Annotated in this window: 10 protein-coding genes; 6 read left to right on the forward strand and 4 right to left on the reverse strand. The window is 68.1% G+C overall.

The window, feature by feature from the left end; translation table 11 throughout:
• Positions 1–8 precede the first annotated feature (8 nt).
• Positions 9–1,604, forward strand: a complete 1,596-nt coding sequence (locus ACFVVI_RS03675; protein ID WP_378989090.1) for an MFS transporter — start codon at positions 9–11, stop codon at positions 1,602–1,604.
• Between the two features lie 34 nt (positions 1,605–1,638).
• The gene (secG, locus tag ACFVVI_RS03680; RefSeq protein ID WP_101468684.1) at positions 1,639–1,872 is read left to right on the forward strand and encodes a preprotein translocase subunit SecG; all 234 of its coding nucleotides are present in this window, start codon (positions 1,639–1,641) and stop codon (positions 1,870–1,872) included.
• 4 nt (positions 1,873–1,876) lie between these two features.
• Here the strand turns inward: secG and ACFVVI_RS03685 are convergent, their stop codons facing one another.
• Positions 1,877–3,991: a thiamine pyrophosphate-dependent enzyme gene (locus tag ACFVVI_RS03685; RefSeq protein WP_387444449.1), complete on the reverse strand. Its 2,115-nt coding sequence runs from the start codon at positions 3,989–3,991 to the stop codon at positions 1,877–1,879.
• Between the two features lie 248 nt (positions 3,992–4,239).
• Between ACFVVI_RS03685 and ACFVVI_RS03690 the strand changes: the two genes are divergently transcribed.
• The 4 genes from ACFVVI_RS03690 to ACFVVI_RS03705 all read left to right on the forward strand — a co-directional run bounded on the left by ACFVVI_RS03690 (position 4,240) and on the right by ACFVVI_RS03705 (position 9,568).
• On the forward strand, positions 4,240–4,956 hold the full coding sequence (locus ACFVVI_RS03690) for a hypothetical protein (protein WP_378989091.1): 717 nt from the start codon (positions 4,240–4,242) through the stop codon (positions 4,954–4,956).
• A gap of 171 nt (positions 4,957–5,127) precedes the next feature.
• Positions 5,128–6,093 carry an alpha/beta hydrolase fold domain-containing protein gene (locus ACFVVI_RS03695; protein ID WP_387442958.1) on the forward strand — a complete coding sequence of 322 codons (966 nt, stop codon included), beginning with the start codon at positions 5,128–5,130 and terminating at the stop codon, positions 6,091–6,093.
• Complete coding sequence (locus ACFVVI_RS03700; RefSeq protein WP_387442961.1) at positions 6,090–7,862, forward strand: ABC transporter ATP-binding protein; 1,773 nt, start codon at positions 6,090–6,092, stop codon at positions 7,860–7,862. The genes ACFVVI_RS03695 and ACFVVI_RS03700 overlap by 4 nt, the downstream gene beginning before the upstream one ends.
• The gene (locus ACFVVI_RS03705) at positions 7,859–9,568 is read left to right on the forward strand and encodes an ABC transporter ATP-binding protein (protein ID WP_387442964.1); all 1,710 of its coding nucleotides are present in this window, start codon (positions 7,859–7,861) and stop codon (positions 9,566–9,568) included. The genes ACFVVI_RS03700 and ACFVVI_RS03705 overlap by 4 nt, the downstream gene beginning before the upstream one ends.
• 67 nt (positions 9,569–9,635) lie before the next feature.
• Here the strand turns inward: ACFVVI_RS03705 and pgl are convergent, their stop codons facing one another.
• The 3 genes from pgl to zwf are packed head-to-tail and all read right to left on the reverse strand — an operon-like array spanning position 9,636 to position 12,890.
• Positions 9,636–10,421 (reverse strand): 6-phosphogluconolactonase, encoded by a 786-nt coding sequence (gene pgl / locus ACFVVI_RS03710; RefSeq protein WP_387442966.1) that lies wholly within the window; start codon positions 10,419–10,421, stop codon positions 9,636–9,638.
• Entirely contained in the window at positions 10,414–11,322 is a 909-nt protein-coding gene (opcA, locus tag ACFVVI_RS03715; protein WP_378989136.1) for a glucose-6-phosphate dehydrogenase assembly protein OpcA, read from the reverse strand. The genes pgl and opcA overlap by 8 nt, the downstream gene beginning before the upstream one ends.
• Entirely contained in the window at positions 11,319–12,890 is a 1,572-nt protein-coding gene (gene zwf, locus ACFVVI_RS03720; protein ID WP_378989096.1) for a glucose-6-phosphate dehydrogenase, read from the reverse strand. Before zwf ends, opcA begins: the two co-directional genes overlap by 4 nt.
• Positions 12,891–12,892: the final 2 nt, after the last annotated feature.

The following is a 12,892-nucleotide window of genomic DNA, read 5'->3' on the forward strand; positions in this document are numbered from 1 at the left end:
CTCGACCGGTGGGCACAGTGGCGGCGGAGCGGATCTCGACCTGGGCTCCGTTGCGTTCACCGGTGTTCCGGGCGCTGTGGATCGCCCAGCTCGTGTCGAATCTGGGCACGTGGATGCAGACGGTCGGCGCGCAGTGGATCCTCGTGGATCAACCGAACGCCGCGGCACTGGTGTCGTTCGTGCAGACCGCGCTCGCCCTGCCGGTGATGTTGCTGTCGATCCCGTCCGGCGTACTGGCCGACCTGGTCGACCGGCGCAGGCTGCTGATCGGCGCACAGACCGGGATGGCGGTCGCCTCGCTCACCCTCACCGTCTTCACCGCCACCGGCCACACCACCCCCGCGGTCCTGCTCAGCCTGCTGTTCCTGCTCGGCTGTGGGCAGGCGCTCACCGCGCCCGCCTGGCAGGCGGTACAGCCCGAGCTGGTGCCCCGCGACCAGATCACCTCGGCGGCGGCGCTGGGCAGCATGAGCGTCAATATCGGCCGAGCCGTCGGGCCCGCGGTGGCGGGCGTGATCGTCTCGATCGCCGGGCCGACCGTGGTGTTCGGGTTCAACACGGTGTCGTTCGTCGGCATCGTCGCGGTGCTGCTGGTGTCGAAGTGGCCGACGCGAACGAGTCCGCTGCCCAGCGAACGGCCCCTCGCGGCCTTGCAGGCGGGCACGCGATTCATCCGAGCCGCGCCCGCGATCCGACGGGTGCTGTTCCGCGCGATCCTGTTCATCGCTCCCGCCAGCGCGGTGTGGTCGCTGCTGCCGGTGATCGCCCACGACCGACTCGGCCTGTCGTCCTCCGGCTACGGTCTGCTGCTCGGCGCGCTCGGGCTCGGCGCGGTGTGTGGCGCGCTCGGATTGTCACGCCTGCGGGTCCTGTTCACCCCCACCCAGCGGCTCGCGCTCGCGGCGGTCCTGTTCGGGATGGGTGCGATCGCGACCGCACTGGTCCACCACGTGGTGGTGGTGCTCGTGTTGCTGGTGGGATCCGGTCTCGCGTGGTTGCTGGCGATGGCGACGCTGAACTCGACCATGCAGTTGCTGCTGCCCGCCTGGGTGCGCGCCCGTGGGCTGTCGGTGTACATGCTGGTGTTCATGGGTGGGCAGGCCATCGGTTCCCTGCTCTGGGGCCTGGTCGCCGGTGCCTACGGTGCCGTGACGGCACTGTTGATCGCGGCCGCGCTGCTGGCGTGCTGTGCCGTGAGCACCCTGTGGTGGCCGATCCGGCACAACGTCGAGGAGATCGACCTCTCACCGGCGGCGTTCTGGCCCGAACCGCAACTCGTCGTCGAGCCCGAACCCGAGGACGGCCCCGTCCTGGTGATGCGCGGCTACGACGTGCCGCCCGCCGACGTCGCCGCCTTCACCGACTCGATGGCGCTGGTCGGGCGATCGAGGCAGCGCACGGGCGCGATGGAATGGCGGCTCTACCGCGACGTCGGCACCGTCGACCGGTTCGTCGAAGCCTTCGTCGTGCGGTCCTGGGCCGAGCACATGCACCAGCATCAGGTGCGCCTGACCGCCCGTGACCGGGAAATCGAAGAGACCGTCGCCCAGTACTCCGCAGGCCCCCACACGGTCTCACACCTGGTCGCAGTCGAGCCTGGTTAGACCAGTCGACCCCACACCACCTAGGATGAACCCCATGTCGCTGTTCCTCGATATCCTCCTTGTGATCACCAGCTTGCTGTTGGTGCTGCTGGTGCTGCTGCACCGCGCCAAGGGTGGCGGCTTGTCCAGCCTCTTCGGTGGCGGCGTCCAGTCGAGCCTGTCCGGCTCCACCGTCGTCGAGAAGAACCTCGACCGCATCACCATCTTCGTCGGCATCGTCTGGTTCATCGCGATCCTCGGCATCGGCCTCGAGATCAAGTTCGCCTGACGCGTCAGCTCGACGACACGATTCGTCGGGCCGCTGCTTCGATCGCTGATTCACCGAGCAGGACTGTGTCCGCGGCCGGTCCCAGCGGGATGAAGCTGTCCGCACTGGTGACCCGCGCGAGCGCGCCCTGGTAACCGGCGTCGACAAGCGTCGCGAAAACTGACTCGGAGACTCCTCCGCTGCGCCGGGTCTCGTCGGCGACCAGCACACGGCCGGTGGCTTCGGCGTGGTGGAGCAGGTCGGCGGCCGGTAGGGGATCGAGCCAGCGGAGGTCGAGTACTCGCGTGTGGATTCCCTGGGCGGCAAGGCGATTCGCGGTGCGCAGGCTCATCGGGACGCCGTTGCCGAAGGAGACGATGGTGAGGTCGGTGCCGTCGCCGTAGGTGCGTGCTGTGCCGATCGGGATGTGGTCGGTGGCAGGGGAGGCCAGCCAGGCCTCGTCGCCTGGATGGAGATCTTTCGTGTGGTACAGCGCAATCGGTTCGACGAACACACAGACCCGGCCGTCGACTCGGGCCGCTGAGACGCAGGTGCGCAGCATGTTTGCCGCGTCGTCGGCGCGTGCGGGCACCGCGACGACAACGCCGGGGATATCGCGCAGTGCCGCCAAGGAATTGTCGTTGTGGAAGTGGCCGCCGAAGCCCTTTTGGTAGGCGAGGCCGGCGATGCGTACCACCATCGGATTTCGGTACTGCCCGTTCGAGAAGAATTGGAGGGTGGCCGCTTCGCCGCGGATCTGATCGGCCGCATTGTGGACGTAGGCCAGATACTGGACCTCGGGGATCGGGATGAAGCCGGCCAACCCGGTACCGAGCGCGGTGCCGAGGACGGACTGTTCGTCGAGGAGGGTGTCGAAGACCCGGCGTGCTCCGAAGCGCTTTCTGAGGCCCTTCGTGACCCCGTAGACGCCGCCTTTGCGGCCGACGTCCTCGCCGAACACCAGCACATCGGAGTCTCTGGTGAGGAGTTCGCCGAGTGTGTGGTTGATCGCTTGCGCCAACGTCATCCGGGAGTCGGGCGCAGGAGTCGACGGACCAGGGCGGGTGACGTCCTCGCGGATGGCGGTGGGGTGAATCGGCGCGAGGGGCGCGATCACGGCCGCCGCGGAATCGAGCCGAGCCTCGTGAACCACCTCGTCGGCGGTCTCCCGCACGCGGGCACCGATCTGCTCGTAGCGCTCGAGCAGGTCGCCGGCGTCAGCGGCACCCGCCGCGATCAGATAGCGGGCGGTGCCGAGGAGGGGATCTCGGGCCAGGTCAGCGGCGATATCGGCCGGACCACGGTAGGCGGCCTCGACATCGGACCCGGCATGTCCACCGAGCCGGACAGTGCGCAGGTGCAGGAAGACCGGCACCCGCCAGGCTCGTGCCAGATTCACCGCGTCTTCGGCGGCACCGAGAACATCGGGTAGATCGCAGCCGTCGGCGGCGAGGTAGGTGAGACCCGGCCGTGGACCGTAGGCGCGCTCGATCCAGTCCGGTGCGGTGGGCACACTGATGCCGAGCCCGTTGTCCTCGCAGACGAACACGAGCGGCATCGGCACACCCTGATGGGCGGCATGCAGGGCGGCGTTGACCGCCCCGACCGCCGTCGAATGATTGGCCGACGCGTCCCCGAAACTGCACACCACCACCGCATCGGCAGGCCATCGGCACGAAATCCCTTGCTTCGCAGCACGATCCACCGCGAATGCCAGCCCCACGGCTCGCGGCAGATGTGAGGCGATGGTCGAGGTCTGCGGAATGATCGATGCCGCCGCGCTGCCGATCACCTTGTGCCGACCACCGGAAATCGGATCGGCAGCCGCCGCGACAACCCCCAGCAGCACATCCCGAATCGGATCCAGCCCCGGAATCTGGCGGCATCGCTGCACGAAGAACGCGGCCGACCGATAGTGCAACAACGCCGGATCATCGACGCGCAGCGCGGCCGCCACCGCCGCGTTTCCCTCATGTCCCGAAGACCCGATGCTGTAGAAACCCTGCCGAGCGGCCCCCAACCGCCGAGCTGCCAGATCGAGATGCCTACTGGCGGCCTGGGATTCGAACAACTCCGCCCCGAACGCGGCATCGATGCTCCCGACCGCGTCGATCCGATCGGACACGACGAGACCATCCATCGCGGCCCGAAACGCCCCATCCAGGTCAAGCGAACCCAGCGCCACCGCAACAACTCCTCGCCCGCAGTCGAGTCGACGTCCGAACCGTCGGCATGCCAAGAACCCGATGCTAGCGCCTGCCCGGCCGGATCCAGGGAGAACCCGACAGGGGAAGAATCCCGCAACCGGGATAGTCGTAGCTGGAGTGCTGGGGTGGTTCGGGCAGCCGGTAGTGTCCGGTGTTCAGGTGGGACGGTGAAGGAGGGGCTATGACGACGTCAGGTGGGCCGGGCGGTCCGTGGGGGTATCCGCAGCAGCCGGGGCCTTTCGGGGCGCCGCCGCAGCAGCCGTATCCGCAGCAGCCGTACGGGCAGCCGAGTTTTCCGCCGCAGCAACCGCAATATCAGCAACCGCCTGCCCAATACGGTGCGCCGCAGGCGAATTATGCTGCGCCACAGCAAGCTCCGCCGCAGGGTGGACCGCAGGAGAGCGCGGCGGTGCAGGCCTATCTGGCGGCGGTCGCTCACCATATGACGATGGGCGGGCTCCAGGTGAGCCGGAATTGGGTCGGCCCGGTGCTGTCGATGATCGGCGTCGGTGCGGTCATCAAGAGCTCGCTGAATCCGATCGAACTGGCCGTGTGCGTCGGCCACGCGGGCGAGATCTCACCCGCCACCGTCGCCGGATTCACCAGGCAGGTCGATGAATTCGCCCGTTCGATTCGGCGCCCGAGCGCCTTCGCGGTGAAGGGTGGCGCATGCGCGGTCGCCGCGCTGATATCCGATCGTGTACACCCGGCCAGCTTCGGCGCCGTCACCAACAAGGCGATGAGCTTCGGCACCGTCGTGGTACCCGCGGTTATCGATCTGACCAACCGGCAGATGATGATCGCCCAGAACACTCCGGTGATGGGATTCGCGATGTGGAGTACCGTGCGCGGCAAAGCCGGTATGTACCTTCCGGATCCACGCGCGGTCTTGGGCTGACAGCCGGCGGTGGGCCCCGCACATCGGTGATCGCGCGAATGCGCAAAGGCTGCGGCGGCACCTGTTCGAGAGGGTGACCGCATGTTTCCGAAAGCGCAGTGGTGGTCGCGGCTGCCAGGGTAGCTCTACGCCGCCGGGAGGCGGCGGTGAGTGAGCGCCAGGAGGCAGATCATGCGAGGCAGAGTTCCTGTTCGGATGCGGGTGTTGGCCGCACTGAAGGGTGAGCCGGATTGGGATTCGATCACCCCGGCGGAGGTCGTCGAGGGGCGTGGGGCGCAGGAGAAGTTGCGTCGGTCGGCTGTCGGGACGTTCGTCACCGGGCGGTCGGATCGGGGCGCGCTCGGCACCGATCACACGCTCGAACTGGCCGGTCGCACGCTGCGTGTTCGCGTGCATCGGCCGGTGCACGGGGGTTCGGGGTTGCCGTTGATCGTCGCGTTTCACGGCGGTGGGTTCATCACGGGGGTTCCTGAGCAGGACGATTGGCTGCTGAGTCACCTGGCTGCCGAGTGTCCGGCGGTGGTCGCCTCGGTGGACTACCGGCTGGCGCCCGAGCATCCGATTCCCGCCGCTGTCGAGGACGCCCGCGACGCGGTACCGCTTCTTGTCGCGCGGGCGGGGGAGTGGGGTGCGGACGGTGCTCGGCTCGCGCTGCTCGGTAGTAGCGCGGGTGCCACTCTCGCGGCGCTGACCGCCTTCGATACTCCTGACCTGCGGACGCAGGTACTGATCAATCCCCAACTCGATTGGACCGACGGGGTCTTCGACTATCCCTCGTTCACCGAGAATGCGGACAGCCCTACCGCGACCCCCGCGAACTGCCGTGCGGTGCAACGCATCGCGCTCCCCGAGGGATTCGACACACGGCAGATATCGCCGATGTTCCACGACGACCTCGCCGGGTGCGCCCCCACCCTCATCCAGTCCGCCGGTCTCGATCCGCTGGAAGACCAATCGCCCGCCTACGCCGATCGTCTGCGGCAGGCGGGTGTCGAGGTAACGCTGACCCGCTATCCCGAAGCGACACACGGTTTCCTGAGCATGCGGGGGCTGATCCCCGCCGCCGAACCCGCCCGCGCGGAGATCCTCGACCATCTGCGAAGCCACCTGGCTGTGCGTTCTGGAGCGCGTCGATGACCACCGTCAGTGAACAATCCACCCGGGCAACGAGTCTCATCAGCTTGCTTCGCCCGTATCTCGGCAGTTTCGGCGCGGTGGCGATCCTGCAGGTCGTCGGGGCCGTGGCGGGGCTGGCTCCGTTGCTGGCCGTAGTCGAACTGGGCCGAATCCTGTTGTCACCCGGCGAGGTCGACCACACTCATGCGTGGCTCGTCGTGCTGGCCGGTGCGGCGGGTCTGCTCGTCCGATTGCTGTGTACCGCAGCCTCTTCGGCGGTCGGGCACCTCCTCGACGATCGCGTCCAGCTGTCCTTGCGGCGGCAACTGGCCGATCAGCTGGGGCGGGTGCCGATCGGCTGGTTCGCGCGGCGACGCACCGGTGAGCTGGCGAAGATCGTCGGCGACGACGTGAGCGCGGTGCACCCGTTCATCGCGCACGCGCCCGGCGAACTGGTGTCGGCGTTCGTGGTGCCGTCGGTCTCGCTGATCTACCTGTTCACCGTCGACTGGCGGCTCACGCTCATCACCCTGATTCCGGTGGTGCTGGCGATCGCGTTGGTCCCCTTGATGATGACCCCCACCCGGCTGCGCGAACAGCAGGATTTCGACACGGCCATGGGTGGTATCGCCGGCTCGGTCGTCGAGTTCGTGCAGGGCATCGCGGTGGTGAAGGCCTTCGGCGGGTCCGAACGCGCCCATCGCCGATTCCGCACCGCCACGGAGGATTTCGCCGACATCTTCCTGCGGATGGTGCGTGGCCTGGCGGGCATCGCGGCGGGCATGCAGGTGGCGCTGTCGCCGCCGTTCGTGCTGCTGGTGGTGCTGCTCGGCGGCACGGTGCTGATCACGAACGGCGGAATGGCCCCGGCTGATCTGTTGCCGTTCCTGCTGCTCGGCATCGGGCTCACCGCCCCCGTGGCGGCGCTCGGACACGGTTTCGACGACCTCCAGGGCGCGCGGCGCGCGGTAGGCCGGATACGCGACGTACTCGACGAGGCGCCGCTGCCCGAGCCGACCCGACCTAGGACGCCGCAGGGGCATCGCGTGCGGTGGGCGGACGTCCGGTTCGGCTACGACGCCGAACACGAAGTGCTGCGCGGGATCGACCTGGTACTGGAGCCCGGCACTGTCACCGCACTCGTCGGACCGTCGGGCAGCGGCAAATCCACCCTGGTCCAGCTACTGCCGCGGTTCTTCGACCCGACCCACGGCACGGTCTCCCTCGGCGGCGTCGACCTGCGCGAACTCGGTAGCCGCGAGCTCTATCGGACGGTCTCGTTCGTCTTCCAGGACGTGCGGCTGCTGCGAGCCTCGGTCGCGGACAATATCGCCCTCGCCGTTCCCCGTGCCGACCGTAACGCCGTGGTGCGCGCGGCCCGCCTGGCGAACATCCACGACCGCGTCCTCGAACTGCCGCACGGCTACGACACGGTGATCGGCGGCGATGCGTTCTTGTCCGGCGGTGAGGCACAGCGGATTTCGCTGGCTCGTGCTCTGCTCGCCGATGCTCCGGTCCTGGTCCTCGATGAAGCGACAGCCTTCGCCGACCCGCAGACCGAACAGGCCGTCCGGCGGGCGCTGGCATCGCTGGGACGTGACCGGACCATCCTGGTCATCGCCCACCGGCTGGAAACGATCGCCGACGCCGACACCGTCGTGATGCTCGACAACGGCACGATCGTCGAACAGGGCAGACCCGCGGATCTGCTCGCTCGACCGGGAAAATTCGCCGATTTCTGGCACGCGCACCGCACGGTGACCGCGGAACTACAGGGAGACCCACGATGATTCGCATGCTGTTGCGCGTGCTCGGAGCCGACTACGCAGGTCCGGTTCGGCGCACGATCGCGCTGATGACGGTCACCGCGGTCGCCGAGGGCCTGTCCTATGCGCTGCTGGTTCCGGTCCTGCGGGCGCTGTTCGGTGACGACCCCGCCGCTGCCCGACCCTGGCTGATCGCACTGGGTGGTGCCGTCGCCCTCTATGCCGTCCTGCGCTACCGCAGTGACCTGTCCGGATTCCGTGTCGGCACCACGTTGCTGCGCGGGGTGTACCACCGACTCGGCGACCACCTGGCCCGACTGCCCATCGGTTGGTACACGGCCGGTCGGGTGGGTGAGGTGTCGGTGCTCGCCAGTCGCGGTGTGCTGCAGGCGTTGAGCGTGCTCGCACACCTGCTGGCACCGCTCATCTCGGCGGCCGTGACGCCGCTGACGATCATCGTCGTGATGTTCGCGTTCACATGGCAGCTGGGGTTGGCCGCGGCCGCCGCCGTACCGATCGTGGCGGCGATCCAGGTCTGGTCGGGGCGTGCGATGGCGGTCGGTGACGCGCAGCGACACGAACGCGACCACGACGCCGCGCAGCGGGTGATCGAGTATCTGCAGGCCCAGCCTGTTCTGCGAGCCGGAGGGCGTACGGCGGAACGGTTCGACCTGCTCGACGATTCCCTCCAGGAAGTCGCGCGCACCTCGCGCCGCCGAGCCTTCACGGCGCTGCCGGGAATCCTCGGTCTCTCGCTCGCGGTACAAGCGGTGTTCACCGGTTTGCTCGCCCTCGGCACGTATCTCGCCCTCGGTGGAGACATCGGTGCGGCGGAATTCCTGGCGGTGCTGATCCTGGCCGCTCGGTGCGCCGACCCGCTGCTGTCCCTCGCTGATCTCGGCGGCCAGCTACGTGGTGCCCGATCCGAACTGGTTCGCCTCGAGGCACTGCTGCGGACCGAAACCTTGCCGGAACCCGGTACACCCCTGGAACCGCAGGCTCATGACCTGACCTTCGACGCCGTCACCTTCCGGCACGGCACCCGCACGGTGCTCGACGAGGTCTCGCTGACGATTCCCCGCGGACAACGGCTGGCCGTGGTCGGACCGTCCGGCGCGGGCAAAACCACTCTCCTGCAACTGATCGCCCGCTTCTACGATGTCGACGCCGGCACCGTCCGCATCGGCGGCGTCGACGTGCGCTCCATCAGCACCGAAACACTGATGGCCCAGTTCGCCATCGTCTTCCAGGACGTCTACCTGTTCGACGGGACGATCGAGGACAACATCCGCCTCGGCCGCCCCGACGCCACCGACGACGAGGTGCGAACCGCCGCCACCGCGGCCCGCCTCGACGAGGTGATCGACCGACTCCCCGGCGGCTGGGCGACGAACGTCGGCGAAGGGGGCACCCTCCTGTCCGGCGGTGAGCGTCAACGTGTTTCGATCGCCCGAGCCCTCCTGAAAGACGCCCCGATCGTGTTGCTCGACGAGGTGACCTCCGCCCTCGACCCCCTGAACGAGGCCGCGGTCCACGAGGGCATCGAACGCCTGATGGCAGGCCGAACCGTCGTCATGGTGGCCCATCGCCTGCGCACCGTCCGCCGCGCCGACCGCATCATCTTCCTCGACCACGCCCACATCGCCGAAGACGGCACCCACGACGAACTCCTGCACCGAGCAGGCCGCTACGCCGACTTCTGGACAAGCTCCCTCACCCCGGTCACCTGACTCGGCGAGCCGCACCCGACACGACGAAGCCCGGGCCCGATCATCGGGCCCGGGCTTCGTCAGTGTCTTATTCGTCGTCGAGCAGCAAGCCTGTTGCGGCGGCCTCATCGATCACCCAGGTGGTCGATTCGATGCCGACCGCGCCGGCCGACGGGATGTCGTCGGGGGAGGCGCCGTTGACGGCGGCGGCCACTGCGGCGGCCTTGCCTTCGCCGCTGACCACGAGCATCACGTGGCGGGAGCGGTGGATCGCGGGCAGGGTCATGGTGACTCTGGTCGGCGGGGGTTTCGGGCAGTTGTGCACGGCGACAACATAATCCGTGGTTTCCTGCACTGCGGGTGAGTGCGGGAACAGGGAGTCGATGTGGCCTTCGGGCCCCATGCCGAGGACCGTGAGGTCGAACTCGCCGCGTTCGTCGAGTTCGGTGTGCACGACCTGGGCGTAGGCGGCCGCGGCTTCCTCCGGGGTGCTGTAGGGACCGTCGGAGGGGCCGATCGGGAACACATGCGCCGGGTTCAGCGCGACGAAGTCCAGCAGCGCCTCGCGGGCCTGGAGTTCATTGCGGTCCTTGTCGCCCGCGGGGACGAAACGCTCGTCGCCCCAGTAGACATAGAGGGCGGACCAGTCGATGTCGCCGGGGGCCTGGCGGACGCGTTGGAGCAGGCGGATGCCGTCGCTGCCGCCGGTGAGCGAGACCGAGGCGTGGCCGCGTTCGGCCTGGGCGGAGACGATCACGTCGACGAAGCGTTCGGCGGCCGCGTCGGCGAGCAACTCGGCGTCGTCGTGGATCTCGATCGTGTTGGCGGGGAATTCGGCACCGAGGTCGTCGTGCACGTCTATGTGGTCACTCATAGGTCACCTTCTCGATTCCGGCGAGCGCCTCGGCGTAGATCTCGTCGGCGTCGAGCCGGCGCAGTTCTTCGGCGAGGCAATCGCGAGTTTCCCGGCGTGCCAGCGCGATCCGCTGGTCGGGTTCGCCGGTGCGGGTCAGCGTGGCCGTCCTTCCTAGTTGCGGGCGTTCGATGGCGATCGAATCGGTGGCGCGCTGGATTTCCACCTTCAGCTCCCCGGTCTTGCGGATCACCGGGCAGTGCAGACGCGAGGCCAGCCAACCGGCGAGGGTGTCGAGCGCGGGTTCGGAGGCCAGGCCCGACACGGTCACCGAGGTGACCGGTTCGAACGGCGGCTCGTCCAGCGCCGCGGCCAGCAGCGCCCGCCAGTAGGTGATGCGGCTCCACGCCAGATCGGTATCACCGGTGGCGTAGGAGAAGCGGCGCTTCTTGATCGCGGCCTGCGGATCGCGGGCGTAGGTGGCGTCGGTGATGCGGCGCTTGGCCAGCTTGCCCACCGAGTCCATCGACGGGTACTCCGGCGCGCCACGCGGCCACCACGCCACCACGGGGGTGTCGGGCAGCAGGAACGGGGTGACGACGCTACTCTCGTGGTTCACCAGCGCACCCTGCAGGCGCAGCACGATCACCTCGGCCGCACCGGCGTCGCCACCGACGCGGATCTGGGCGTCGAGTCGGGTGTCAGCGTCGCGGTCGCCACGCGCCAATACGATGACCCGGCACGGATGTTCGCGGCTGGCGTCGTTGGCGGCGTCGATAGCGTCCTCGGCCTCCGAGGAGTCCAGGGTGCACACCACCAGGGTGAGCACCCGGCCCTGGGTGATCACGCCGTTGGTCTCGCGCAACTGGACCATCCGTTTGCCGACATCGACGGTGTTGGTATCGGGCATGTCGACGATCACGGACGCCGCCATTCCCGCCCGCTGCGCGCGAGCATCTCATCGGCCGAGCTGGGACCCCAGGTCCCGGCCTCGTAGGGTTCGGGTTTGCCGCCCGCGGCCCAGTGCGCGAGCACGGGATCGAGGATGCGCCAGGACAATTCGACCTCCGCGTTGACCGGGAACAGCGACGGCACGCCGAGCAGCACGTCGAGGATGAGCCGTTCGTAGGCTTCGGGGGAGGACTCGGTGAACGCCTCGCCGTAGCTGAAGTCCATGTTCACATCGCGTACTTCCATGCCCGAGCCGGGGACTTTGGAGCCGAAGCGCAAGGTGATGCCCTCGTCCGGCTGCACCCGGATGACCAGGGCGTTCTGACCGAGCTCCTCGGTCATGGTCTGGTCGAAGGGCAAGTGCGGCGCGCGCTTGAACACCACCGCGATCTCGGTCACCCGGCGGCCCAGGCGTTTTCCGGTGCGCAGATAGAACGGCACACCCGCCCAGCGCCGGTTCTCCACGTGCAGGGTGAGCGCGGCGTAGGTCTCGGTCCGTGACTGCGGATCGAAGCCCTCCTCCTGATGCAGGCCGACGACGTGTTCGCTGCCCTGCCAGCCTTCGGTGTACTGCCCGCGCGCGGTCGTCTCGTCCAGCGGCGCAACGAGTTTGGTGGCCGAGAGGGCCTTGATCTTCTCGGTGGTGAGCTGCATCGGCTCGAAGGAGGTCGGCTCCTCCATCGCGGTCAGCGCGAGCAACTGCAACAGGTGGTTCTGGATGACGTCACGCGCGGCGCCGATCCCGTCGTAATAGCCTGCGCGACCACCCAATCCGATGTCCTCGGCCATGGTGATCTGCACGCTGTCGACATAGTTGGCGTTCCAGATCGGCTCGAACAACTCGTTGGCGAAACGCAGCGCCAAGATGTTCTGGACCGTTTCCTTGCCGAGGTAGTGGTCGATGCGGAAGACCTGCTCTTCCGGGAAAACCCGGTTGACCAGGGCGTTGAGTTCCTTGGCGCTGGTCAGGTCGTGGCCGAACGGCTTCTCGATCACCACGCGCCGCCACGGGGTGTACCCGTCGGGGTCCGGCTTGGCCTGAGCCAGGTGGTGCTCGGAGAGCTGATCGAGGACCACGGGGAACATGTTCGGCGGAATCGACAGGTAGAAAGCGTAATTGCCGCCGGTGCCGCGGGTTTCGTCGAGATCGCGCAGCGTGTCGGCGAGCGTCGCGAAGGCCGCGTCGTCGTCGAAGCTGCCCTGCACGAAGCGCAGTCCCTCCGCCAGGTGGTCCCAGACCTCCTGGCGGAAAGGGGTGCGCGCGTGCTTCTTCACGGCCTCGAGTACCACCGAGGCGAAATCTTCGTCGGCGTAGTTGCGCCGGGCGAAGCCGACCAGGGCGAAACCAGGGGGCAACAGCCCCTGGTTCGCCAGGTCATAGATGGCCGGCATCAGCTTCTTGCGGGACAGATCTCCGGTGACACCGAAAATCACCATGCTGCACGGGCCCGCGATGAAGGGGACCCGTTTGTCGCGTTCGTCGCGCAGCGGGTTGTGCCACAGCCCCGCCGCCTGATCCGTCGATGCTGTGCCGGCCATCG

It is taken from the genome of Nocardia sp. NPDC058114, from assembly GCF_042884695.1.
Lineage (GTDB): Bacteria > Actinomycetota > Actinomycetes > Mycobacteriales > Mycobacteriaceae > Nocardia.